Origin of the sequence: Bacillus sp. BHET2 (assembly GCF_005938125.1) — a bacterium.
Taxonomy (GTDB): Bacteria; Bacillota; Bacilli; order Bacillales; family Bacillaceae_B; genus Rossellomorea.
The window spans coordinates 169,584-195,286 of the sequence record NZ_VCQN01000003.1 but is presented as its reverse complement, the minus strand read 5'-3'; the positions used below and the strand labels follow the sequence as shown (position 1 = coordinate 195,286).

Annotated in this window: 22 protein-coding genes; 7 read left to right on the top strand and 15 right to left on the bottom strand. The window is 42.5% G+C overall.

The features are described from left to right. The first annotated feature begins 160 nt into the window (after positions 1 to 160). The gene (locus FGG79_RS13600; RefSeq protein ID WP_138779217.1) at positions 161 to 1,015 is read left to right on the top strand and encodes a TetR/AcrR family transcriptional regulator; all 855 of its coding nucleotides are present in this window, start codon (positions 161 to 163) and stop codon (positions 1,013 to 1,015) included. A gap of 19 nt (positions 1,016 to 1,034) precedes the next feature. Here the strand turns inward: FGG79_RS13600 and FGG79_RS13595 are convergent, their stop codons facing one another. Continuing rightward, positions 1,035 to 1,463 (bottom strand): DUF1284 domain-containing protein, encoded by a 429-nt coding sequence (locus tag FGG79_RS13595; protein WP_138779215.1) that lies wholly within the window; start codon positions 1,461 to 1,463, stop codon positions 1,035 to 1,037. Positions 1,464 to 1,477: 14 nt separating this feature from the next. Continuing rightward, positions 1,478 to 2,131: an NAD-dependent epimerase/dehydratase family protein gene (locus FGG79_RS13590; RefSeq protein WP_138779214.1), complete on the bottom strand. Its 654-nt coding sequence runs from the start codon at positions 2,129 to 2,131 to the stop codon at positions 1,478 to 1,480. A 368-nt stretch (positions 2,132 to 2,499) separates the two neighbouring features. Between FGG79_RS13590 and FGG79_RS13585 the strand changes: the two genes are divergently transcribed. Next, positions 2,500 to 4,032 carry a BCCT family transporter gene (locus FGG79_RS13585; protein ID WP_138779212.1) on the top strand — a complete coding sequence of 511 codons (1,533 nt, stop codon included), beginning with the start codon at positions 2,500 to 2,502 and terminating at the stop codon, positions 4,030 to 4,032. A gap of 83 nt (positions 4,033 to 4,115) precedes the next feature. On the opposite strand, the gene FGG79_RS13580 is transcribed toward FGG79_RS13585, so the two are convergent. The 9 genes from FGG79_RS13580 to FGG79_RS13545 all read right to left on the bottom strand — a co-directional run bounded on the left by FGG79_RS13580 (position 4,116) and on the right by FGG79_RS13545 (position 12,946). Beyond that, the gene (locus FGG79_RS13580) at positions 4,116 to 4,316 is read right to left on the bottom strand and encodes a hypothetical protein (RefSeq protein ID WP_138779210.1); all 201 of its coding nucleotides are present in this window, start codon (positions 4,314 to 4,316) and stop codon (positions 4,116 to 4,118) included. Between the two features lies 1 nt (position 4,317). After that, positions 4,318 to 4,470: a hypothetical protein gene (locus FGG79_RS21830; protein ID WP_171050928.1), complete on the bottom strand. Its 153-nt coding sequence runs from the start codon at positions 4,468 to 4,470 to the stop codon at positions 4,318 to 4,320. Positions 4,471 to 4,481: 11 nt separating this feature from the next. Beyond that, positions 4,482 to 4,676: a hypothetical protein gene (locus FGG79_RS13575; protein WP_138779208.1), complete on the bottom strand. Its 195-nt coding sequence runs from the start codon at positions 4,674 to 4,676 to the stop codon at positions 4,482 to 4,484. A 109-nt stretch (positions 4,677 to 4,785) separates the two neighbouring features. Beyond that, positions 4,786 to 6,750, bottom strand: a complete 1,965-nt coding sequence (locus FGG79_RS13570) for a hypothetical protein (RefSeq protein ID WP_138779206.1) — start codon at positions 6,748 to 6,750, stop codon at positions 4,786 to 4,788. A gap of 82 nt (positions 6,751 to 6,832) precedes the next feature. Next, positions 6,833 to 8,104 (bottom strand): ATP-grasp domain-containing protein, encoded by a 1,272-nt coding sequence (locus FGG79_RS13565; protein WP_138779204.1) that lies wholly within the window; start codon positions 8,102 to 8,104, stop codon positions 6,833 to 6,835. A gap of 209 nt (positions 8,105 to 8,313) precedes the next feature. Beyond that, positions 8,314 to 8,901: a hypothetical protein gene (locus FGG79_RS13560; protein ID WP_138779202.1), complete on the bottom strand. Its 588-nt coding sequence runs from the start codon at positions 8,899 to 8,901 to the stop codon at positions 8,314 to 8,316. A gap of 147 nt (positions 8,902 to 9,048) precedes the next feature. Beyond that, positions 9,049 to 9,768 (bottom strand): YebC/PmpR family DNA-binding transcriptional regulator, encoded by a 720-nt coding sequence (locus FGG79_RS13555; protein WP_138779200.1) that lies wholly within the window; start codon positions 9,766 to 9,768, stop codon positions 9,049 to 9,051. A gap of 232 nt (positions 9,769 to 10,000) precedes the next feature. After that, positions 10,001 to 11,512, bottom strand: a complete 1,512-nt coding sequence (gntK, locus tag FGG79_RS13550; protein WP_138779791.1) for a gluconokinase — start codon at positions 11,510 to 11,512, stop codon at positions 10,001 to 10,003. Positions 11,513 to 11,602: 90 nt separating this feature from the next. Continuing rightward, a complete protein-coding gene (locus FGG79_RS13545) occupies positions 11,603 to 12,946 on the bottom strand; it encodes a GntP family permease (RefSeq protein ID WP_138779198.1) in 1,344 nt (447 codons plus the stop codon). A 314-nt stretch (positions 12,947 to 13,260) separates the two neighbouring features. On the opposite strand from FGG79_RS13545, the gene FGG79_RS13540 reads away from it, so the two are divergent. Further along, positions 13,261 to 14,115 carry a MurR/RpiR family transcriptional regulator gene (locus FGG79_RS13540; RefSeq protein WP_138779196.1) on the top strand — a complete coding sequence of 285 codons (855 nt, stop codon included), beginning with the start codon at positions 13,261 to 13,263 and terminating at the stop codon, positions 14,113 to 14,115. 572 nt (positions 14,116 to 14,687) lie between these two features. Continuing rightward, complete coding sequence (locus tag FGG79_RS13535; RefSeq protein ID WP_138779194.1) at positions 14,688 to 16,097, top strand: sodium:solute symporter family protein; 1,410 nt, start codon at positions 14,688 to 14,690, stop codon at positions 16,095 to 16,097. A gap of 74 nt (positions 16,098 to 16,171) precedes the next feature. Here FGG79_RS13535 and FGG79_RS13530 read toward each other — a convergent pair whose 3' ends face one another. From FGG79_RS13530 to FGG79_RS13520, 3 genes are all read right to left on the bottom strand, one after another. Next, the gene (locus FGG79_RS13530) at positions 16,172 to 17,494 is read right to left on the bottom strand and encodes an aspartate aminotransferase family protein (protein WP_138779192.1); all 1,323 of its coding nucleotides are present in this window, start codon (positions 17,492 to 17,494) and stop codon (positions 16,172 to 16,174) included. Positions 17,495 to 17,541: 47 nt separating this feature from the next. Then, the gene (locus FGG79_RS13525) at positions 17,542 to 18,927 is read right to left on the bottom strand and encodes a YjiH family protein (protein WP_138779190.1); all 1,386 of its coding nucleotides are present in this window, start codon (positions 18,925 to 18,927) and stop codon (positions 17,542 to 17,544) included. A gap of 121 nt (positions 18,928 to 19,048) precedes the next feature. Further along, positions 19,049 to 20,428, bottom strand: coding sequence for a sigma-54 interaction domain-containing protein (locus FGG79_RS13520; RefSeq protein WP_138779188.1), 1,380 nt, complete (start codon positions 20,426 to 20,428; stop codon positions 19,049 to 19,051). Between the two features lie 294 nt (positions 20,429 to 20,722). On the opposite strand from FGG79_RS13520, the gene kynU reads away from it, so the two are divergent. From kynU to FGG79_RS21825, 3 genes are all read left to right on the top strand, one after another. Further along, positions 20,723 to 22,006: a kynureninase gene (gene kynU, locus FGG79_RS13515; protein ID WP_138779186.1), complete on the top strand. Its 1,284-nt coding sequence runs from the start codon at positions 20,723 to 20,725 to the stop codon at positions 22,004 to 22,006. 24 nt (positions 22,007 to 22,030) lie between these two features. Then, positions 22,031 to 22,654, top strand: a complete 624-nt coding sequence (gene kynB / locus FGG79_RS13510) for an arylformamidase (protein WP_138779184.1) — start codon at positions 22,031 to 22,033, stop codon at positions 22,652 to 22,654. Between the two features lie 233 nt (positions 22,655 to 22,887). Then, the gene (locus tag FGG79_RS21825) at positions 22,888 to 23,034 is read left to right on the top strand and encodes a hypothetical protein (RefSeq protein WP_171050927.1); all 147 of its coding nucleotides are present in this window, start codon (positions 22,888 to 22,890) and stop codon (positions 23,032 to 23,034) included. 184 nt (positions 23,035 to 23,218) lie between these two features. Here FGG79_RS21825 and FGG79_RS13505 read toward each other — a convergent pair whose 3' ends face one another. Then, positions 23,219 to 25,471, bottom strand: coding sequence for a UvrD-helicase domain-containing protein (locus FGG79_RS13505; protein WP_138779182.1), 2,253 nt, complete (start codon positions 25,469 to 25,471; stop codon positions 23,219 to 23,221). Positions 25,472 to 25,703 lie beyond the last annotated feature (232 nt).

Sequence of the window (25,703 nt, the reverse complement as noted above, 5' to 3'; positions counted from 1 at the left end):
GTATTCATCCCTTCTCTCTTTTTCTGACCGACTAGTCATAACATAGTCTAATATAACTGACCGTATAGTCATAAGTCAATATACTTATAAAAGAAAAGGTTTATTTATTGTGACCAATCGGTCATAATGAAGATAAGGAGTTAATCAAGGAGAGGAAAGTATGAAGGAAAAAGAGAAGTTAATTATTGAAACATCAATCAAGCTGTTTGCTACGAAAGGATTTAACGCAACCTCCGTTCAAGAAATCGTGAACGAATGCGATATTTCCAAGGGCGCCTTCTATTTGTATTTCAAATCCAAAGAAGCCCTACTATTGGCCATCATGAACTACTATTTTAAAATGATCACAGCTAAAGTGAACGAGATTGAAAATGAGGAGTTGCCTCCTTATGAGAAATTCCAAAAGCAATTAGAGTGTCAGCTCGTCGAGATTTGCAAGCATAAAGAGTTTATCATCATGCAAATCAGAGAGAATGCCATGCCGTTTAATGATGAAATCCATGATCTTCTCAGCGAGATGAAAATGGACACCAATCGTTTTTATAAAAGAAGATTGTTTGCCATCTATGGAAAAAAAATCGAGCCTTATTTCTGGGATATCACCATGATGATTCAAGGTTTCTTCCATTCTTACTTAGAATTGGCGATGATGGATAAAATCGACTTGGACTTTGCGTACTTATCTCATTTCATTCTGAAAAGAACAGATGATTTAGTAGAAGGCTTACTAAAAAGCGGAGATGAGCCTGTCCTATCCTTTGAGAAATTGGATGACCTTGTAAAGGATTTCACGGCTTCAGCAAGAATCTCCGAGTCAACCGTTCTTCATATGATCGAGGATGCACTTGAAGTCGTAGAGGAAGAAAATAGCCGGGTAACATTGGAAGTAATTCAAGAAGAGGTTCTGAAGGATGCAACGCGCATCGTCGTCATTAAAGGAATGATTCTGAATCTTGAAGAGGACCCTTCTCTGAAACATGTCGTGAAAACACTTAAACACTACTATAAAATCTAACAAAAAGGACCCGCTTCCATTAAGCGGGTCTAATTTTTCCCCTTAATTTATTGATCCCTTCCTTACAAACTCCATATTGAAGCCAGGAGCAGCCTTCGCATAAATGATCAAGGTCTGTCGGCTTAACCCTCTCCGCTGTCAAGTTAATCAGCTCTGATTTCATGTAAATACCCCCATTTTTCAATCCTAAATGGTGAAGCACCCGGCTATCTAATGAAAGGACATGATCATTGGAGTCTTCGCTCTTCTCACATTCGGATTTCCCCTTATGCGGACATGCTTGACAGGCATCATCGAAGGCTTGGACCACCTGAATGGGAAAGTCCAATTCAGCATTTCGTAGCTCTTCTGTTATGTCACTCATCACCTTAACAAAATCATCACTGTACCCCATCCCTTTAAAGCCATGGGTACAAAGGAGATGATGACCTCTTAAGATCCTCTTCATCCTGCTCCCCCTTTTTAAAACTGTTGGATATGATCCGATTCATGAATGGTTACATTCTCGTTTGTTGAGCAATTTGCTGCCTTATACATTCCATATGCGACTTGTTTACCTGAGATGCTTCTGTACCGCTTCAATTTACCGACCATCACGGGACGAATGGCTCTCGCAAACACTTCTCCTGCTTTCTCCCCTAAACGAAATTCGTCTCTTTCCCCTACTAAAATGGAAGGTCTGAAAATATGCAATACGGGATAATAAAGTGCTATTAGGTCCTCTTCCAATTTCCCTTTGACCTTGCTATAAAAGAAGAGAGACCCGGAGCTTGCCCCGATAGCAGATATAACCAAATACTGTTTACCTCCATGTTCCTTCCCAAGCTTCCCCAATTTGATGGGGTAATCGTAATCTACTTTCATAAAAGCTTCTTTCGTTTTCGCTTTTTTGATTGTGGTTCCGAGACAACAAAACACGTCATCAATTTCCTCATGAGGCAAGAGCTTCATTGCATCGAACGGAATGATCCGTTCATCCAGCTTTTCATGTACCACCCCACTGCTTCTTCTTACAAACGAAATCACTTTACTGTACTCGGGACTCTTTAGGATTATTTCAATTAGGTGAGACCCGACCAAGCCGGTCGATCCTGCAATCAAGGCTACTTTCGACATCTTTCATTCCTCTTTTCTGTATCTATTCAGATAGAACCTTCCAACTTCTGATGTGGTGAAGGGTAATTCCATTATTAGAAGAATACGTATCAGAATGAGCGTCAATCCCAGCAAGCTAAATAAGTTTGTTTTATTCTCTCTCTTTAGTATAGTCCTTTTCCCTCTGCTGAAAAGATGTAATTTTCGAAATTCAACTCATGATAAAAATTTTCTTTACAGCGCTTTTCCACCTGTGAGATAGTAGGACCTTGTGTTTTTTTGAACGAGCTTTTCACATTGTTTGTTTCTTTTTACCAATCACCTGTTCATAAAACAAAAACCTTATGGAAAAGATAATGAAATAATATTTAAAGGAGCATTTATCTTATATGACTACTAAACAGCATCATACATCCAAGATTGATTGGCCCGTCTTCGCCATCAGTGGCGGGTTATTAATTGCTTTCGTGATTGCGGCTTTCTTAAGTCTCGATAGCGTTACAACATTTGTTAACGAAGGGTTTGCATGGTCTTCGAAATATTTTGGAGCTTTCTGGCAAGTATTAATGTTAGTCCATTTTATCGTTGCCCTCTACCTTGCCTTCTCTAAATACGGGAAGGTCCGGTTAGGTCATATGGAAAAACCCGAAATCGGAACATACAAGTGGTTATCGATTATTATGGCCACACTGCTTGCAGGTGGCGGAGTTTTCTGGGCTGCTGCTGAGCCTATGTACCACTTTATGACGGTTCCACCAATGCACAATGGAATCGACGCCAAAACGGGTGGAGCGATCATGCCTGCCTTGGCTCAAAGCTATATGCATTGGGGCTTTCTCGCATGGGCTATCTTAGGGACACTGAGCGCTGTCGTCATGATGTACGGTCATTACCATAAAGGAATGCCGATGAAACCCCGAACTCTGTTGTATCCCATTTTCGGGGAAAAGATTAAAAACAGCATCTTCGGTACGCTAATAGATGCGTTCGCCATTATCGCTGTAGCTGCTGGGACAATCGGTCCAATTGGATTCCTCGGGTTACAAGCAAGCTATGGTCTGTCTGCTTTATTCAACATACCTGACCAATTCTCTACTCAGCTTGCTATCATTATTTGTTTAGTGATTGTCTCAACCGTATCCGCTGCAACTGGTATTCATAAAGGAATTCAAATACTGAGTAATTTTAATGTTCGTCTGGCATTCGGATTGATTCTCTTTGTCTTGATATTCGGGCCTGGAGGATTCATCATTGATTCCTTCGTTTCCTCTTTCGGATATTATGTTGACCACTTCATCCAAATCAGCACATTCCGGTCAGATAAGAGTTGGTTGGGGAGTTGGACCGTGTTTTTCTGGGGATGGTTCATAGGATATGGACCGATGATGGCGATCCTCGTCAGCCGAATATCCCGTGGAAGAACCATCCGCCAAATTATCACGGCCATAGCCGTTATCGCGCCCATTGTCACCACCTTCTGGTTTACCGTTGTCGGTGGTTCAGGGATCTTTTATGAACTGCAAAATCCAGGGAGTGTTTCACAGGAATTAACGAGTGGGGGAATGCCTGCTGCTATGATCGCCATTACGAATCAACTCCCACTTGCAGAGATCATTTCACCGCTATTTTTATTACTGACCATCATATTCGTGGTTACAACAGGTGACTCTATGTCATACACAATTGCAATGGCCGTTTCAGGTGAAGGGAATCCGAGAGTGTCCTTGCGTGTATTTTGGGCGATCCTGATGGGTTCCATCGCTGCTATCCTACTTTATATAGGCGATGGTAGTGTCAGCGCCCTACAGAACTTTATTGTAGTCACCGCCGTTCCCGTCTCCCTATTATTGCTTCCAATGCTGTGGCTGGCACCGAAAGTGTCCAAAGAGTTATTGGTTGAACAATCTCGCGACAAAAAGTAATGTAAAAGAAGAGCCAGTCAATTGACTGGCTCTTCTTTGTGCAACTTTATTTTTTTACGTCTCTTTAAGCTGACCTTTATGCGTTACAGCTCTTCGTCTTCAAAAAATTGCTGAAGCTTTTCCTCTTGTTCTGGATTTGCCTTTTCAGACGAATACGGATCGTCTTTGACGCCCGCCGTATCCATATTCGTTTTGATCGCTAAAAACGGTCCTTTTGGTTCCTCTGCTTTGACCCGGTCGTTTAACTGCCTAAAATCTGTCTGGTCTTCATTTCCCTTATTCATCCTATTCTCTCCCTTCAATGGAGTCACCGCCATTCTGATAGGCAATGAGAATAATATCCTCGTTTGTTTGCTCACGTAGTTCGCTTTCCATATTCTTCACTTTACTCACTGAATCTTCAGATAGGGTGGCTACTGATATTTCTTTTCCATTCATCTTTTCACCCCCTACCCATTTTCCTTAGCTTGTCCGATTTCCTTACTCGCTATAAATTCATTACTTTCCTCATTGGCGTGTTGTTCGTCGATGGACTCACCGGGAACATAAACCTGACTCGGATTCCGAAGTCGGCCATTCATTGTGAACTCTGGATTAAGGGGGGTATCCATGCTTAACTCTTCTAGTTTCTTATGACTTCCCATCGTTTCCACCTCCATTATTTAGTATGGCTAGTGAAAAATGAAACATACAACGAATGCCGCACCATAAAAAAAGCGCCGAGCAACATCGCTCAGCACCTTCATGCATCCTTTAAACCCAGGTATAATCTTTTCCCCAGCTTTCACGGGCAAGTCCTTTGATTTCATCTACAATGTCATTCTCAACCGCAAAGGCATCTCCCTGTTCATACGGGTTGTAGTGAAAAGCGTATAGGCGGGAGACAAACTCATGGAACGGAAGAGAGCATTCCCCTTCCAGCTCCCCATTTTCCATAACGGAAGGCTGAATCCCCTGACCCCAATTTTGAGAGCCATCGTTGTTTGGGTTATAGAAATAAATTCTGTATTCTCCCAACGGATCTTGAGTGATTCTTAAAATGGAAACGGCATGAAAGCCAAGCAGCTTCCCGTGAACATTTGTGATGAAAATACCCACTGGATTCGGATAGATCAAGCCGTAGTCATCATTGTATTCTGGATGATGGGTGGCATAAAATAGGCGTACGAATCCTGGGTAATCAGCAATGAGTCCTGTTAAAGGATCAATGACTGTACTAAATCCTTTTTGAACCCAATCCCCATAAAATTCCGGGTTCACCCAACGATGCCCGTCCTCTCCTCGTAGTGATACCCTTCTCATCATCTCACTATAAATCCGATCTAGATGAGGTACGAGAACGAGTGAAACAGGATCAAGCTCCTGATGAAGTTCAGGCGCTAACCCGCCGGTTAAATCTCTGGAATGGACTGGAGTCCCTTCAAACATAATATCAATATCTCCGTCCCTTGCAGCCCGCGGAATCAGTTCCAGTAAGTACCCTGGAGCGTGCTGTGCCCAGAGGCTGATCCCCCTTGCTGTTTGACACGTCGGGTTCAGCCCTTGTCCAATCCCAATAGGTTGGCCAAGGACATTGATGACCCCGGCGAGGAGGACAGAGTTAGCTGTAATTCCATCTCCTGTCTTGCATGAATTGAGCAATGTCTTTCTTACTTCCGGTCGAATATCAAGCTCAATGAGCCTTTTAAGCCCAGGTGAAACAGGGGATGAAGAAAGCACTCCTCTTTCAAGCATGAGGGCAAGGCCATATACCGATTGCTTCGTGGCAGGATAGATCGCCACTTTAATGAGTTGAAAAACCAATTCCTTGTGTTCATCAAGATTGGCTTTCCCTTTGTCATTCAACTGAAGGGCCACCGGGACAAGTTCTTGAACCTTTCTGCTCAGGAATCGAAGTAAAATCGCGTGCTGAGGAGAGACCAATCCTGTTTCCCGCATGGATTGTGCAAAAGAAACAGCTTCTTTCCCAAGCTCTTCCTTGGATAATTCCATCAGCTTCTTCCTGTACTCACCAGGCTGAAAGATACTTTTACTTAACGGTGAAGGTCCTTCAATAGCAGAAACATACTTCTCCAACACAAGCCTTTCTGCTACGCTTAAATCAGAATGAAGCATCTTTTTGGCAGTTTCTATCATCGATACAGTCCGCTTTACCATGATCGGACGCTGTGCGGTCAACCGTTCAATTTCTTTAATCAACGTAGTCGTCAATGCTTGATAAGAAAGCTTCCCTGATAAAAATTGAAATAATTCAGTGGCTCTTTCAGTTTGCTCGCCACCTTCGATCCTGGAGGCTTCCGTCGCTTCCGGAAAGAGCAAGTTTAAATTTAGAACCATGACTTCATTCAGGAAATCCTCTGCCATTTCAGTTGACACATCAGAGTGTTCATATTGTCCTTCTGCAATGGAAAGCATTCTTAGCTCACTAAGAATTTCAATGATGGAGGGAAGCCCCTTAGCTTGCAGGGACCCCGCCACAAGAGGGGGCTGAAGCTTCGATGCTTTCTCCCATGGTCCGTCCTGAAACACTCCGGCTCTCTCGAAACGACTTGCGCTCCGATATAATACATCGAGTCCTTCATCTGTATCCAGCAACCTTTGCGCTTCCTGATAGACGTCCGTTTGATACATTGATTTTGCAAATGATGCTGCGCTTTCCAATCCATTAAGCGCTTGCAGAAATCGTTCTTCGAGCTTAGACGTTAATTCAAATGCCATTTCAAAACTCCTTTATCGATCAGAATACTGTGATGAGAGATAGGCTGTTTTCACAAGGATGAGAGGTCTCTGTCATTGCCTGTTACACGTAAAAATTAAATTGTTCATACTCCTTCAGTAAATCCCTCATGACTTCACTGTCTTCTCCATAGAAGAAAATCGTTCCGTAATGATTCCCGAAACCGATACGCTGAGCCACTTTTCCTTGGGCGGGACTGAACATATCATGCTTTTCAAAATATGGATGATTCTCAAGTTCATCAGGCACTTCAAGCTTCTCCACATAATTCACATGAGGATGAACCATTAAACACCCTGCATGAGCTTTTGCCTTTTCACCTGTTGAAGGAAAAAATTCTCTTAACTCCTCTTCCGTCGTATTCGGATCACCGCAAAGGATCTGGGCTTGATATGCATTAAACCCATATGCCCGCTCGATGAGATCAAAGATATGCCCACCTGGCACCCTGGCTGCGACTTCACCGAAATGAAGAGTTCCATCTGAAGTAATGAAGTATTCAGGATGAATAACGCCGTATTCAATCTCAAATGCATCAATGAGCTTTTGAATCGCCTCACGGATAATCGGACGTTTTTCTTCAAGGGTTGGGGATGCAGGTACGAAATTCGAGTAACCTAAACGTACATACTCCGTTATGTTTAAGAATTGAATTTTACCCTTGTGAATGAACACTTCGCACGAAAATTCCTGCCCGTCTAGGTGACTTTCCATCAAGAGGGGAAACTCAGAATCGGTAAGGGCATCGATATCTTCCGGATTCTCAATGGCCCGGTGCCCGACAGATCCGGCTTTATCAAGAGGTTTTACGTGAATGGGGTCATTTTTATCACCTTCAACTTTCAAAAGGGCTTCATTCACACGTTTTAAGAAACGCCTTACATCTTCTTTATCACGGGCTTCTTCAAATACACCCACTTTGATACCGGCAATTTGCGCTTTCCGCTTCATCATCCCTTTATCTCTTAAGAGGAGAGAGCGATTAAAGACGCGTGGTTCACTTCGGAATCGGGAGTTCAATGCCCCTGCCCATTCCACACATTCTTCATATAACGGAACGGCCACCTCAGCTCCAATTGCCTTAAGCTGTTTATACAGATGATCCGAACCTTCATTCAATCGATCGAAGTCCCACCCGATAAAAGCAATATCATGCTTTTGTGCATACGCTTCGAAATCTGGCGGACCTACAACGACGAAAGGTCTATCTAACTTGGTACACGCCTCGATCGCTGGCAGACTCCACCCGATCAATGCCGTTAAATAGGGTTTGGTTTTCTCCTTCCGATCTACCTTCTGTTCTGCTTGCTGCAATTCAAGTTGATCTAGTCCCATATTTCCCTCTCCCTTTTTCACGATTTATTCAGATTCATCTTTAGCATAACAAAGCAAAATGGGATAATGAAGTATTTTGCTGAATTTTCAATTAATTCGACAAATAAAGTGCTAATCCGACCTCCCCCGACACCTACCCTCCTCACACAAAAAAAGAACAAGGCATACTCCTATTTCTGAGTATGCCTTGTTCTTTTCAAATGAGGACATTAAAAAGGAATGCCCTCTTTCTTTGAGATGTCGTCATTGATAATTCCTAAACCTCTGATTTCCCCTGATTGAACACCCGGTTGCACTGAAGGATTAGAAGGATAGGTTTTTCCATCGAATCGTAATTGTTTATAACCACCTTTTATTCCTCCTCCAGAAACGTACATGATGATATTTTTCCACCCGTTTGTTTTTTCATTTTGGACAATAATCGGAGTTCTGACTAATGAAAATGTTGTAAGCAACTTGTATTCAGAATTTTCCTTTGTGAATAGCGCGCCACTGCATCCCCCACTTCCACACGTAGGTATACCCACTAAATAGACAAACGTTTCAGGTTGGTTATCATCATTCAAGTCGATTTGATTATAGTAATATTGAATCTTATCTTCACCACGTTTAATTTTGAAAGCCTTACTGAATGAGTTCTCCAACAAGGTATCCGGTTTCGTTTCTGACTGTACATACGTGACTCCACTGAGATCTACTTCTGCACCTCCATGAATTGGGTGAGCACTTACGATTGAACTTATGCAGAAAAATATGAGAGAAACCACTACCGTCAATACAACGCTGTAATGCTTCATTTATCTTGTTCACCCTCTATCAAATTGGAATAAAAGTAGTTTTCCTTATTCATCAGGATTATATGAATTTACTTTCGTCACTGTAATCCCATCCTGAGCATTAAAAAGCCCCTTGGCGTCTAAAGCGCCAAGGGGCTCTCCCATTCATTATTCACCTAGATCGACATTATGATAAACCTGCTGAACATCTTCCAGATCTTCAATCGCATCAATCATTTTTTCAAATTGAGCTTGATCCTCTTCTGAGAGCTCAACATCATTCTGAGCGAGCATAGTCAGTTCCGCTACAGTAAATTCAGTGATACCGGCACCTTTGAATGCCTCTTGTACCGCATGGAATTGATCCGGCTCAGCATAAACGATCACGGAATCTTCTTCCTCAATGATGTCACGGGCATCCACGTCCGCTTCCATCAGGATTTCCATTGCGTCTTCTTCAGATTTCCCTTCGATCCCAATAACAGCCGTTGCGTCGAACATATAGGCAACCGACCCACTCACACCCATGTTTCCACCGTTCTTCCCGAATGCAGCACGCACTTCGGATGCTGTTCGGTTCACATTGTTCGTCAATGCGTCCACGATGACCATAGAACCATTCGGTCCGAAGCCTTCATAGCGAAGTTCATCGTAGCTTTCTTCTGAACCGCCCTTTGCTTTCTCGATGGCACGATCCACAATATGTTTAGGTACGCTGTACGTTTTCGCACGTTCGAGAACAAACTTCAGCGTTTGGTTCAGTTCAGGATCCGGTTCGCCCTGCTTTGCTGCCACATAAATCTCACGACCAAATTTTGCATATATACGACTTGTATTGGCGTCTTTAGACGCTTTCTTTTCTTTAATATTATTCCACTTACGTCCCATTTTGTTTCACTCTCTTTCACATTTATCTATAATCTATTTCTATTAGTAAAAGGTATTTTCGTTTCTATTATACATGAAAATGACCCTTTTTGGCGAAGTGATTCCCTTTCAACTTTCTTTCTAATAGTAGAGTTCCCGTAAAGTTCACTGCCTTCACACAAAAGATCTGTAAGGTGCATCGTCAACCAGTGGACAAACCACACTTCTCCGAAAAAAAGCCGACTCATATGAGTCAGCTTTCCTCCTGATAAGCACTGATCGCTTCGTATTCTTCCTCTAACAAACGTGGGACACGTATAAAAATCGGCATCAGTTTTGTATAAGCGTGCGTTGCTTCGGGATCTGGCTGGTGAGAGTGAACCGATCCTACCATTCCGCTTACTTTCTCCAGGGAATCGATCATTCCGTTACCGTACATGCCAAGCACAACTGCACCGAGGCAAGAGCTTTCAAAGCTTTCCGGAACTTCCACCTCTTGATCGAACACGTCTGCAAGCATCTGGCGCCACAATTCAGAACGAGCAAAACCGCCTGTTGCCTGTACACGTTTTGGTGTACCAATTAATTCTTCCAGGGCAAGGAGCACACTGTACAAGTTCATGACAATCCCTTCAAGGACGGCACGAATCATATGCTCTTTCTTATGGTGCATACCAAGTCCGAAGAAGGAGCCGCGGGCTTTCGCGTTCCATAGTGGTGCCCGTTCTCCAGCCATATAAGGATGGAAGAGCAGTCCCTCAGATCCCGGTTTCACTTTAGCCGCAATATCGGTGAGCACCTCATAAGGATCCTTGCCTAAACGCTTCGCCACTTCCACTTCCCCGGAAGCAAGCTCATCACGAACCCATCTGAAGATCATTCCGCCATTATTGACCGGCCCTCCGATCACCCAATGTTTATCTGTTAAGGCATAGCAGAAAATCCGACCCTTTGGATCCGTCACCGGTCGGTCCGTAACGGCACGAATAGCCCCACTCGTCCCAATTGTCACGGCTACCACACCAGGTTCGATGGCATTCACGCCAAGATTCGAAAGAACGCCGTCACTTGCCCCGACAACAAATGGAGTATTTGCAGGTAATCCAAGCATCTCCGTATATTCAGATTTTAGCCCAGTCAGACTTTCTGTTGTAGAGATTGGAATGGAAAGCTGATCCTTTGTCACACCTGCAACCTTCAGTGCTTCTTCATCCCATGCCAGATTTTCCAGGTTGAACATCCCTGTTGCAGATGCAATGGAATAATCCACGACGTATTTTCCAAACAAGCGATGGAAAACAAATTCTTTGATGGAGATGAACTTTGCGGTTTTCCCGAATAATTCCGGTTTTTCATCCTGAAGCCAGGCAAGTTTCACCAGTGGAGACATTGGATGAATCGGCGTGCCTGTTCTACGATAAATCTCCATTCCATTCATTTCTTTTTTAATTTTTTCCGCCCAATCTGCACTTCGATTATCAGCCCACGTAATGGAAGGAGTCAGCGGCTGATCGTTCTCATCCACGAGGATTAAGCTATGCATGGCTGAGCTGAACGACACAAAAGAAATGGTTTCATTTGTATTCGAGGTCACTTCTTTAATGCATTTAATGACAGCTTGGAAAATTTCTTCCGGATCCTGCTCAGCTGTTCCAGGAGCTGGTGTATGTAATGGATATTCGACCCCATGACGATCGATCGCTTTTCCTTCTTTATTAAAAAGAACTGCTTTTGTACTTGTGGTCCCGATATCGACACCAATCATGAATTCTGACATCTTCGTTCCTCCTAAATAAATAGAGAAAAGGAAGAAGCGACATGGCTCTTCCCTCTTCTACTATTATTCTATCCTATTTTAGCTAATGAAAATCCCTAAAATGAATGCAACGGCAAACCCTACAAAACCGATAAGCGTTTCCATTACTGTCCATGACTTTAACGTATCTTTCACATCTAATCCAAAATAACGGTTCACTAACCAGAAACCACTATCATTAACATGGGAGAAGACCGTTGCCCCTGAAGCGATGGCAATAACCATTAAGCCAAGAACAGGCCCTTGCATACCAAGTGTATCGATCAACGGACTCATCAACCCTGCTGCTGTGACCATAGAAACAGTTGCTGAACCTTGTGCTACGCGTACGACCATAGCAATTAAGAAAGCAAGAGCAATCGGTGGTAAGCTTGAACCTGCCATCATTTCACCAAGTACTTCACCTACACCAGAGTCAATCAATACTTGCTTGAATACTCCCCCAGCACCTGTTACAAGAATGATGATCCCTGCAGGTTCAAGTGCTTTAGTGGCAATATCCTGAACGTCTTGACGTGAATATCCGCGCTTTGTTCCTAAGAAAATAAATGTAAGAAGTGTCGCAATCGTTAACGCTACGAAAGGATGACCCAAGAACGTCAAGATTGCGCGAATTGTGTTTCCTTCATCTAATACTACACCCGAAAGCGTATTCAATAAGATCAATACTAATGGAATCGAGATAAGAGATGCAATCAGTGCGAAACTTGGAAGCTCTTTATCATACTCCATTTCTTCCGCCTGCATATAATCAGGTACCACTGCATGAATTCGTTTCGAAATCCATTTTGCAAAAAGTGGACCTGCGATGATCATGGATGGAACCCCGGCAATAGCACCAAACAGGATAACCCAACCAAGGTCCGCACCGATTAAGTCTGCAACTGCAATCGGTCCTGGAGTCGGGGGAATGAAGCTGTGTGTAACAGCAAGACCCGCTAGTAATGGAATTCCATAGTATAATAATGACTTTCCAGTTTTTCGAGCTAATCCGTACACAATCGGTACAAGAATGATAAATCCTACATCAAAGAATACGGGAATGGCTACAAGGAAACCTGTAATCCCAAGAGACCATTGTGCTTTATCTTCACCAAATTTATTAATCAGCGTTTGAGCGAGTCGTTCCGCTCCCCCAGACACTTCAAGCATACGACCGAACATCGCACCTAAACCAACAACTACTGCGACAAACCCGAGGGTTCCTCCCATTCCGCTTTGAATCGAAGCTACTACTTCCTGAAGCGGCATACCAGCAGCGATCCCTACAATTAAACTCACCAATAATAGGGCAACAAAAGCATGAAGCTTTGTTTTAATTACTAAAAATAATAGAAGAAAAATTCCGGCAAGCGCCACTAAAATAAGCATTTGATCAGACATGTCTATTCCTACCTTTCTTTTTTCACGACAGCTCAGCTGCCAATTTTTTATAACTTCTAATCTTGATTTCTTGATCCAGACGATGGTAAAGCGTTTGCAATATATCTATGTAACTTTCACTCTCCCATTTACGTTAAGAGAATTTCTCTTCAGGAAATTCCTTTCTGGATGACAAATCATCAGGAAAATTATTTTCTGTCTATCTCTATTATAAAAAATATTTTTCTTTTTGCAACCGTTTACAGAAATTATTTTTATTTTTTCTTTTATTCTTGTATACTATCAATATGAAAACCCTTACAGGAGAGGTGTCTATGAATCAAGAACATCAGCATTGTTTAGCAAGCATTCGCTCACACTACCCTCAATTTAGCGTGACCGAGAAAAAAATAGCCGACTATATACTTGAAAATCCAACCGAAATTATCCATTCGACCATTAATGGGGTGGCGGAAGATTTAGGAGTTGCAGACTCGACTGTTTTCCGTTTTTGTAAACGAATCGGCTTTAAGGGATATCAAGCGATGAAAATTGCCCTTGCCTCAGAAATCGTGACTGGCCTCAAGGACATACACGAGCGCATTGATGAAGGAGACACAGCTCAAACTGTTGCCACTAAAGTATTCCGATCAAATATTAAAACCATAGAAGACACATTGATGGTCATGGATGAAAAAAAGCTGATGAAAGCTGTGGACATCATGAGCCAAGCGCGATCAATCGAATTCTTCGGCAGTGGTGGATCCGGTGTCATCGCCCTTGATGCGTACCATAAATTCATTCGAACCGGTTTACGTGTCCATGCTGCGAGCGACAGCCATATCCAGCTAATGACCGCTTCCCAAATGACGAGTGAAGATTGCGCCGTGTTCATTTCCCATTCCGGATCGACAAAGGACATTCTACAGGTCATGGATATTGTCAAAGAATCGGGGGCAAAGACCATCTGCATCACGAACTTTGCCAGATCTCCATTAAGCCAAGGTGTCGATACGTCCCTCTTCACCGTATCAGAGGAAACCGACTATCGATCTGAAGCTCTCTCTTCCCGTATTGCTCAGTTAACCTTGATTGATGCTCTCTACGTTAACTTGATGATGAGAAGAGAGAAAGAAGGACAAGATGCTCTAAGGAAAATGCGGAAAGCCATTTCGGTAAAAAGACTATAAGCATATGGGTCGATCAGTGCAAACTGATCGACCTTTTTTTGGGATATTAATTCTTTCAGAGTACTCTCAATACAACTAAAATAATGGTCGTTAATACCCACATTCTCACACCGATATATAGGTATTAAGTATGATTTATTCTCTTTTTCCGATCACGATTTATTTTATATTTCAAATAATTCCTTCTATTTCTGTACCAATTGACCCGCATAGGCTTAGCATTCATCCCACTTTTTACCACTGATTGATTACCAGCTCAAAATCTTGTCAAATCAAGCTTCTCATCCATTTTTTATCGAAATAGATATATGCTAAGGTTAATGAGAAATGTTTTTACGTGAGACAAGCATTCATGAAAAACATCACAACGAAAGACATTTTATAAAGCCTCTTAATAACCTCTAAACTCATATTCAATAGTTTTAGATTTTCCAATTGTTAGGTAGAACGTTCTACCTTCTCTTCAGGCTAAAAAAAAGTGTTTATCTTTTCACCGGTGATCGACATTGTGATTAAGAAATGAATCAACGTTCTCTCGCGTGAACAAATATTGTTCAGGAGATGATCGTTTTATGGAATTACAACAAAATCCACATTTACTTTGGTTTATAGGTATATACGCGGTGCTCATGATTGGGATCGGAACCTATATGTCAAAGAAAGTATCCAGCAGTAATGATTTTATTCTGGCTGGAAAAAGTCTGGGACCATTCGTATTGATGGGGACTCTACTTGCAACATGGACTGGTAGCGGAAGTATTTCCGGAGGAGAAACTTCTGTAGCATATAGCTTTGGGATTATCCCATCGTTAATGCTTATGATTCCCACACTTTTAGGAATCGGGATTCTATATCTTGTTGCACCTAAAATACGTGCATTCAGCAAATATACGGTTTCAGCAATCTTAGAAGAAAAGTATGGTTCTTCTGCACGAAATCTTTCAAGTGCCATTATCATCTTAGCTTATGTAGGAATTGTCTCTTATCAGATGAAAGGCTTCGGATTTATTCTTAATTTAACGACAGGCATGTCTGTTGGTCTTGGTACGACAATTGGTGCTGCACTCATCATTTTTCTAGCGATGATTGGTGGTCTGCGTTCTGTATCGCAAACAGATGCACTAAGTGGTTTTCTAATGGTCGGGGGGTTAATCATTACCGTTCCAACCATTTTCGCCATTGCCGGGGGCTGGGATGAAATTGTCAAAAATGTTCCCACATCCCATATGTCAGCCACAGGTGATTTATCGATCATTCAATTGATCGGATATTTATTGCCGTCACTATTTTTATTGCTCGGTGACCAAAACATGTACCAACGTCTAGCTTCATCCAAAGGGGATTCTTCATCAAGAAAAGGTCAAATCGGGTGGCTCATTGCCATGATTATCATTTCCCCTGCCATCTCTTTAATCGCCTTTGCCTCCCGTTCTCTATTCCCGGATATTGATCCCGGAATGGCTTTAATGGCGACGACGATTGCGATGCCGATTGGAATCGGAGGGATTCTATTGGCAGCAGCAGCTTCCTTTATCATTACAACAGGAAATTCCTATCTATTGTCTGCTGCAACGAATTTAACCTATGATATTTATGGAAAATATATCAATCCAAATGCTTCAGATGATAAACAGTTGAAGATTACAAAGATGTTCATTGTTGTACTCGGAGCTTTAGCCTTTATCATTATCAATTACTTCCCAAGTGTGCTCGATGTTCAAATGTACGCTTACACTGTTTATGGAGCAGGCATTACCCCTGCAGTTCTTGCCGTTTTCTTCTGGAAACGAGTGAATGCTGCTGGAGGCGTTTCTTCAATGGTAACAGGAGTTATATCCACATTGGTTTGGGAGATTGCTCTCCAGAAACCATTTGATCTAAACAGCGTAGTCATCGCTGTTCCACTGGCCATTATTGTGTTGATCGTAGTGACCCTGCTGACCACAAACAAGAGTGACGATCAATTACAACAAACTGCATAATATCATAATAAAAAAGCCCCGTCTCCAGATACACTATTGTATCTGGAGACGGGGCTTTATTTTATGAAGCCAAATCAGTCAAAATGACTCATCAATGTAGCTTCATATTCACTCATCGCTTCATCCAGCATTCGGAGACCATCATCAATCTGTTCTTTTGTTACGGTGAGCGGTGGAATCATCCGGATTACTTCACTATGATTGCCGCAAAGATAGAATAAAACGCCTTTTTCCAGAGCACGATCAAGGATATCCATTAAGCCTTCCTGATTTGGTTCTCCTGATTGAGGATGGACGATTTCAATCCCGATCATCAGCCCAACAGCTCGTATACTTCCAATCACGTGATGCTTTTCCTTCAAGCATTCAAGTCTGGAAACAGCATAAGCCCCCATTGTTTTCGTATTATCAAGAAGATTTTCCTCCTTCATGACCTCTAATGTAGCAAGACCGACAGAGCAGGCGATCGGGTTCCCGCCAAACGTCGTCCCATGACTTCCAAGGGGCCATTGCTTCATTAGTTTATTGGATGCTACCGTTGCGCTTAGGGGTAGCCCTGAAGCAATTCCTTTTGCAATCGCCATAATATCCGGGGTGACATCAAAGGTTTGAGCGGCAAACCAATTACCCGTTCGACCGAACCCTGTTTGAACTTCATCGAAAATCAATAATATATCGTGTTGATCACAGATCTCCCGTACTTTTTTAAGCCATGCCTTAGGAGGAACAATATACCCACCCTCACCAAGGACTGGTTCTAGTATGACACAAGCCACTTCCTCAGGAGTCACCTGATGATTAAACAGCGTCTCAAAATCTTTTTCAAGCTTGCGCACCATATACTGAACTGAGTCCACACCCTCTGGGCACTCACTCTCTTCTGCATAAGGAATTTGATAGGTCAGGCCTGATGGCTGCATAAACTTTCGATACTTACTCTTAGATGTGGTGACACTTAATGCGCCAAGTGAGCGGCCGTGGAAACATCCAGTAAAAGAAATCACATAAGGACGCTTCTTAACATATTTGGCAAGCTTAATCGCTCCTTCAATGGCTTCCGTTCCACTGTTAGCAAAAAAGAAACTGTCTAAATCTCCCGGAAGAATCTCAGCCAGTTCATCTGCCAGTCTGAGGATCGACTCATACATAATGACGCCTGACGGGCCATGCATCAGACCGTCCGCTGCATCTTTAATCGCTTGAACGATTTTCGGATGACGATGTCCTACATTCGTTACGGCAATTCCAGAGGTGAAATCAAGATATTTCCTTCCGTCCAGCCCGTAGTAATAACACCCCTCTTCTTTCACTACCGGCAAATTAGGATGATCCTTCGCCATACTCGGCGCCAGACGATTAGGCATATGTTCAATAAGCTGTTCAAATGTGCGTTTCATTCCAGTAACCCCCATAGTTAGTTTGTATAGTCAGATTATCGAAGCTTTTACATAAAGAAGAAATGAGCCAACAACGCTACGATTGGCAGCGTAATGATCGTACGCTGGATGAAGATGATAAAGAGATCTAAAAAGCTGATCGGAATTTTTGACTTGATTAAGAGAATCCCGATTTCAGACATGTAGATTAATTGGGTCAACGACATAGCAGCAATCACGAATCTCGTTAATTCGCTCTCAATCCCACTTCCTACTACAGCAGGCAGGAACATATCAGCAAAGCCGACGATCATTGCTGGTGCAGCATCTGCAGCTTGCGGGATTTGAAGTAACTCCAATAGCGGAACAATCGGGTACGCCAATACATCAAACACAGGAGTATATTCGGCGACAACCAACGCAAGTGTACCAAGGGCCATAACTAAAGGAATCAGTCCGAACCAGATATCCAATACGTTCTGCATTCCCTTTTTTGTTACCTCTCCAATACCTTTCACTTCCGATGCTTTATCCACAGCTTTCTCAAATCCCCATTGAAGACGGGATACGTTTTCAGGAACGGTTTCAGAAATTTGCATTCCGACCGGCTCATAATACGTGTCTTTCTTACGAGAAAGGGGCGGGATACGGGGACAGATCACAGCAGCAGCGATTCCTGCAATGACCACTGTTCCATAAAGCTGTACAAACATCGATTCCAGACCGATAAAACTAACAATAACAAGACTGAAAGCGATAGATGCAACGGAGAAGTTTGTGGCGATCACTGCCGCTTCCCGCTTTGTGTAATAGCCTTCTTCGAATTGTTTCGTTGTAATTAACACACCCACTGTCCCGCTCCCCATCCAGGATGCAAGTGCATCAATAGAGGATCGACCAGGCAATTGGAAAAGCGGCTTCATGATTTTCTGAAGCAGGGTCCCAAAGAAGTCCATCAACCCAAAATCTAAAAGCAGGGGCATTAATAAGCCTGCAAACAAGAACCAAGTCGTTAAGACCGGGACTAGCGAATACAGCACCGTACCACCTGTAAAGTCGGATGTAATCCACTCAGGACCGACACCGTTAACGGTCATCACTGCAAAGATAGAACCTATGACCCGGATAGCAATCCAAAAATAGCCTACATCGAATAGTCCCTTTAAGAAGGACTGCTTCACGATCCACTGAGGTTTGAATAATTTCGTATAAATAGCCATAAGAGCTGATAAACCAAAAACGACCGTCATGAATAATGGCAATACACCTTCAAGCAGACCTTGAAAATAAGAAGCAAATATCCCGACTCCAATGGTCATGTTTCCTTCATACGTAACAGGTAACAGGAACAACAATACCCCTAACAAGGAAGGAATGATAAATTTCATTGCCTCCTTTACCGTCCTGCCCGACCGGGTTTGCAATCCACGTACATCTTGTTTTCCAACTTCCATCGTCAAACACCCCTTTGAAATATAGTTCATAACCACTCATCACCGTAAGCGCCGTACAAAGACCTCCTCCAGGCATTCTTCTATCTAATCACCCTAACACTTGCAAGTTTCATGCCAATTTTTATTTAATTTTGTATTTTTTAAGTTTTCTGACTACAGAGGGTTGACTGATTCCTAAATTTTGAGCCATTTGAGTCGTCGTCTTATGAACCTCACGGGCCCTTCTCACTACTTGGGCTTCTACTCCCTCAAGGATGTCCCTTAATGATGTTCCACTTTGCTCAAAGCTTGTGATATCCCCAGTGTGTTTAATGTATCGACTGGGCAGGTTTTCCATCTCAATCAATTGCTTAGAAGCTGTCACAATCAACCGTTCTATTAAATTCATTAACTCCCTTACATTCCCTTTCCATTCTTGTACGAGTAATTGATGAAGCACTCCTTCATCCAATCTTCTTTCCCGGTTATATTTTTCGGAGAAATGATTAACAAAATACTCGATCATCGTCATGATATCAGCCGTTCGTTCCCGTAAAGGAGGAATGATGATGGGGACTACATTCAAGCGAAAGAACAGGTCCTCCCTAAATGCTCTCTCCTCAACGGCTGTCTCTAAATCTTTGTTTGTCGCTGCCAGAACGCGAAAATCCACCTTTCTTGCTTTGGTACCACCAACCCGATAATAGTGTTTCTCCTGAATGAACTTTAATATTTTGACTTGATTTGAGAGCGATAATTCCCCAATTTCATCAAGAAATAGCGTTCCCCCTTCTGCGAGTTCTGCAAGCCCCACCTTCCCTTTACGATCTGCGCCAGTGAAAGATCCGGGTTCATACCCGAAGAACTCTGCCTCGAATAAGGATTCTGGTATCGCCCCGCAATTGACCTCAATGAAAGGACCACCTTTTCTCTGACTCTTATTATGTATGAATTTCGCAATATGGGACTTACCAACTCCCGATTCCCCTAACAAAAGAACGTTCACATCCACATCGGCTACCTGCAAGGCAACCTGCAACACCCTCTTCATTTCATCACTTGTAGCGATGATCCCTTCTGAGTAATAATGACGGCTCCTAAGGAGATCAAGCTCACTTTTCACCCTTTCCATCTCGTCTTCCATATCCATCAAATATTTTTTCATGTTTAATAATTCCGTTACATCATGAGAATAACTGACAATCCTCACTAACTCACCGTCTTCTTGAAATACAGGAATTCCTGTAACCAGGAGCTTCTTTCCTTCTTTACTCGTCTGAACCAACGTAATTTTCTTCTTTTCTTTTATGACTAAAGGGGTTAAGAGTGGGGAAAAAACTCCTTCCTTCTCCAGGTCATATACCGATTTCCCTATCATGTCTTCCGAGTTCACATTGTAAATTTCACCGGTTGCGTCACTGACTTTCAAAATGATTCCATCTGTGTTTGTTACTAAAATATCATCTTGCAAAGAATGAAGGATCGCTTCATTCTCATTCCAACTTTTTTTATTTACTGTCATTGAGCCCTACTCCTTTATTCAGGCAGAAATTATTCAAAAATGAATAAAATTTTCCTGAAATTATTAATATTAATCAATTTATACCAGACTATTCTGAGTTTTAATACATTTTTGAATAATTTATTCAAAAATAAATACTTTCACCTATCTATGCTCACTGCATATGGATGCCGCTTGTAAGAATGTTTATAGATTGATAGAGAAAGATTTCCTTTTCATACAATCAGATAATTATTTTACTATTCATACCATTTCGATTATTATTTTGGTAAGACTGTATAAGGTGGGGTTGGGATGATTCAAAGAAGAACATTAACAGAGGAACATGCACTAGAGCTGGATAGACAGGATTCATTGGCTCGTTTCCGCAATGAATTTTACATAAAGAATGGTCACTATTATATGGATGGAAATTCACTGGGCCTGCTTTCAAAACGTGCGGAGAAGTCGCTCCTGACTTCACTTTCGGATTGGAAGAAACATGGTATCGATGGTTGGATGGAGGGACAGGAGCCTTGGTTCTATTACTCTGAGAAGCTTGGAGAGATGACTGGGCCCTTAGTGGGGGCAGAAAAGGAAGAAGTCATCGTGACGGGTTCCATTACGACGAACCTTCATCAATTACTTGCCACCTTCTATAAACCTAGTGGAAAACGAACCAAAATCCTGGCTGATGAACTGACCTTTCCTTCAGATATTTATGCGATTCAAAGCCAGCTGGAGTTAAAGGGATACTCCCCTGAAGAGCACTTGATTCAAGTGGAAAGTCGAGACGGTTACACGCTAAGAGAAGAAGACATCATTGAAAACATGCACGATAATATCGCATTGATTCTCTTACCATCTGTTCTTTACCGGAGTGGACAGCTCCTCGATATCAAACGATTGACTGCTGAAGCCCATAAACGGGATATCATAATTGGATTCGATTTGGCCCATTCGATCGGGGCACTCCCACATCAATTACATGAGGACGGTGTGGACTTTGCTGTTTGGTGCAATTACAAGTACTTAAATAGCGGTCCCGGTGGAGTAGGTGGATTATTTGTTCACAACACGCATGCAGGGAAGAAACCAGGACTGTCCGGATGGTTCAGTTCACGCAAGGATAAGCAGTTTGATATGGATCACACGTTGACCCATGATGACTCTGCCGGTGCATTCCAGATTGGCACCCCCCATATCTTAAGTAGCGCTCCTTTACTCGGTTCACTCGAATTATTTGAAGAAGCAGGAATTAAAAATCTGAGAAAAAAATCCCTTTCACTGACAAGGTTCATGATTGATCTGTTCCAGCAAGAGCTTTCAGAGCATGGATTTACAATCTGCAATCCACTAGAAGATGACCGGAGGGGCGGCCATATCAGTTTAAAGCACGAGGAAGCGGCAAGAATTTGTAAAGCCTTGAAGGTGAATAAGGTCACGCCGGATTTCCGTTCACCAAATGTGATTCGCTTGGCGCCTGTTGCCCTTTATTCCTCCTACCTAGATGTATGGAATACAATTCAAATCTTAAAGACTATCATGGAGACTGAAGAATATAAGCAATTTGAAAATACGCGGAATGTTGTTGCTTAATATCATAAGAAAGGATGAAAGCATATGAAGATCATTGATATTTCCAGACCATTGCATCATGACACACCGGTTTGGCCTGGAGACACCCCTTTCTCGTTTTCATTGAATTGGACGAAGGAGGAAACGGGATCCGTCAATGTCGGACAGATGATGTTGAGCTCCCATACAGGAACCCACGTCGATGCCCCCTTTCATTTTGACAGTGATGGAAACCGAATACTCGACCTGCCTTTGGAGCGATTCATGGGACAAGCGATCGTAGTGTCTATGGAGAATACTTCTGAAATAAATGCTGAGCAGTTGAAGGATATCGACTTTTCAGGTACGAAGAAGATTCTATTCAAGACAAATGCCTGGAAGGATTCGAATCAATTCCCTGAGCAAATTCCTCCTATCGCGAAAGAGCTTGCTCCGTTTTTGAAAGAAAAGGGGATTGAGCTGATTGGAATCGATCTTCCTTCAGTCGATCCTTTGGACAGTAAGGAATTGGAAGCACATCATTCATTACAGGAAAATGATATCGGAATATTAGAAGGGCTTAACCTTACCGATGTCATGCCCGGTCGATACGAATTGATCGCACTTCCCCTCCCTCTTCAAGAAGGAGATGGCTCCCCCGTTCGTGCGGTATTAATCGATCGAACATGAGAAATTTCACGAAGAAAGAAGTAACCTTTCCTCTAAGGAGATCATAGTGGAAAGGTTATTTTTTTTGCTTGAATGCGTTTTTTAAATTCCCAAAGGAGAGCTTTACTGGATGATTCCCTTCACAATTTGTTTTTCTAATCGAATATATTCCCTCCCCCTATTCATAGACTAAACATATAGAGGTTTAGAATGATGAGAAATGGACCATAGCTAAGGAAAAAGGAGGGCTTAAGATGGGAATTACAATAACGATTGGTCTAATCGTGATGCTTGGGATGATTATGGGTATTCTTATTTATTTCTTAAGACAAGCTTTGGATTCGAATGATGCGAAAAAGATTGATTCTTATGATCATGACAATGACCACTTTTCTCAGTGATGATGGGGTTTTGGTGGTGTAGATTATTACGGTTGCATCGAAATTCGTCCGTCTTTTCAGGATGGTCGATATCCTGAAAATATGGTTGATAAAATGAAAGAACGGTTGATACATCCGGATAACGGTCGATATATCGTGATAAAAAGCCCGAGGACCCTATTTTCATAGGGCGCTCGGGCTTTTATTATTCCGTAATTTCCTTTTCGCCCAACTTCATTGAACTTGAGCAAAGGGGACAAATCTTGGATTTTGTATCCTCATGGGTTTCCGGTCTTTGCCAGGCGATGCACTTGGAATTCGTGCAAACCCAGGCCAGGATCTTGCTGGTTTTCCCGCTCCGTACCTTTTTGGTTCGTTGCGGCTGATCCGATTGGGGAACAGTTTGAAATAAGTCCGCAATAAAGCGTGAGCATTTTCGCTGTTCACCTTGATAATATGCAGGAGATGAAATAAATAACTTCTCTTTTGCCCTCGTAATGGCTACATAGGCTAGTCGCCTTTCTTCCTCAACTGCCTCCGTTGTCTTTTCCTTTTCGTTCGGATCCTTGTACACCTTATCCTCTAGCTTATTGGCATTAAGAGCTGAACTGTGGGGAAGATTCCCTTCGATGGCCCCGATTAGAAACACGACCGGGAACTCCAATCCCTTGGAACGATGGATCGTCATGAGGGACACGCTGTCTGTGTTCTTCTTTTGGCTTTGATTTGAGTAGATCTCCTCATACTTTGCCTTCATCTCATCAATGAAGGTGATAAAGCTTGAAATCGTATCAAAACGCTTTGCCGAACCTTCAAGCTCGTCCAGCATTTCTTTAATGATTTCCTTCTGTTCCGTCACTACATGAGATTCCTGGGCATCGATGTACTGGTGATAGAATTCTTTACGGATCCGTTTGATCGCCGCTTCTGGTGATTGATCTCCGATTGACTTAAGGAACTTCATACGTTCTTTAATGTTTTTCACCTGGAAAGGCTTTAGTCCAGATAAAGTCGTTAAGTGAATGAGAGGATACTTCTTTCTCTCTTTCCCCTCTTCTTCCAGAATATGAGCCATACCCCTATCTCTTCTAATGAAGAGGGTGGGAAGGATGGATTCTATCGCTTGAAAGTTCCTTGGCACAATCGATAATCGCAAATAATCCACGACAGGCTTCACCGTCCAGTTTTCATAGAAGAGAGAATCCTTTTGATTATATGGTGTAAAAGGAATATCCTTTAACAGAAGTTGCTCAAATACAGCACGGCCGCTGCTCATGGTCCGGTGAAGTATCGTCATGTCCCTATATTTGTAACCCTCTTTTATTAACCTCTCTATTTCCTCTGTAATCCAGACGGCTTCTTCATCTGCCGTTGCCGGTCTTGAGTAAAGAGGTTTTTGACCCTCGATTTTGGTGGCGATCAACTCTTTTTTCCGTCGGTGATCATTCCGGCCGATTACTTCATTCCCTAATCCGATGATATAAGCATCGGACCGGTAATTCTCTTTTAACGTCACGACTCTGGCATCCGGAAATTCTTCATCAAAGTCCAGGATGAATTCGTTCCTGGCACCATTAAAGGTGTAGATTGTTTGATCATCATCCCCTACCACAAACAAGTTCCGGTGAGCAGCAATCAGTTTCATAAGCTCATATTGTACAAGATTCGTATCCTGGAACTCATCCACCATCACATACTGGAAACGATGCTGAAGAGACGTCAACAGATTAGGATTCCCTAATAATAATTGATAGGCCTCGGTCAAAATGTCATCGAAATCCATTTTATGATTCATTCGCTTCCACTCTTCATATTTTAAAAGAATGCTTCGTACTTCTTTTTCTGATTTGGATTTCTGCGGCAGTTCCCTAATATCTTTCTGATTCAACTTATAATGCGAGAGTTTGGCAAGGAGCGTCTCGGCATCATAAGGGTCATATATATTCATTTCCCTTTGAATTTGCTTAAGAATAATTTGTTTATATCGCTCGTTTCCCAGCACTTCTTGTGTGTAATGACGGGACCTCAGCAAATATAGAAACAAAGCGTGAAAGGTGCTGGCATGGACCGCTCCACCAGCTTCTGTACCTGGAAGACTTGCAATCCGCTGCTTCATTTCTTCCGCGGCTTTCTTAGTGAACGTGACGAGTAGGATATTTCTTGGTTGGATATCTTTGACGGCCATGAGATAACCTGCTCGACAGACTAGAACCGTTGTCTTGCCTGTCCCTGCACCTGCAAGGGTCAAACATGGTCCCTTTACATGACGGACTGCTTCGATTTGTGAAGCATTCAGGTGAATGCCCGCTTCTTCCATCGTCCGAAAGAAAAAAGCATCCTCTTCATGGGAGGATACCAGCTGCTTCGTAGTCTCTCCCTTATGGAGCGCGGCGACCGGGATTTCCTTTTTTTCCGCATCATATGGATAAATAGAATAGTTGGTTAATACTTTATTCAAAGCTCATTCTCCTAGCTTACCTTTCAATTCATAACCTTTTCATCATAACAAGAGCCCTTTGAAAATAGCAATGACAATCTAAGGGCGACAGGGAGACAACATTCGATCGATAAATAGTAGTAAACGGTTGTTTAATACCTTTAAGCCTTGTAAAATAAAGGTTTCTGGTGACTAACCAAACGTTTGTTTAAATTGGATATGCTCCTTGATGATTAAGCACCGGACAGAACAG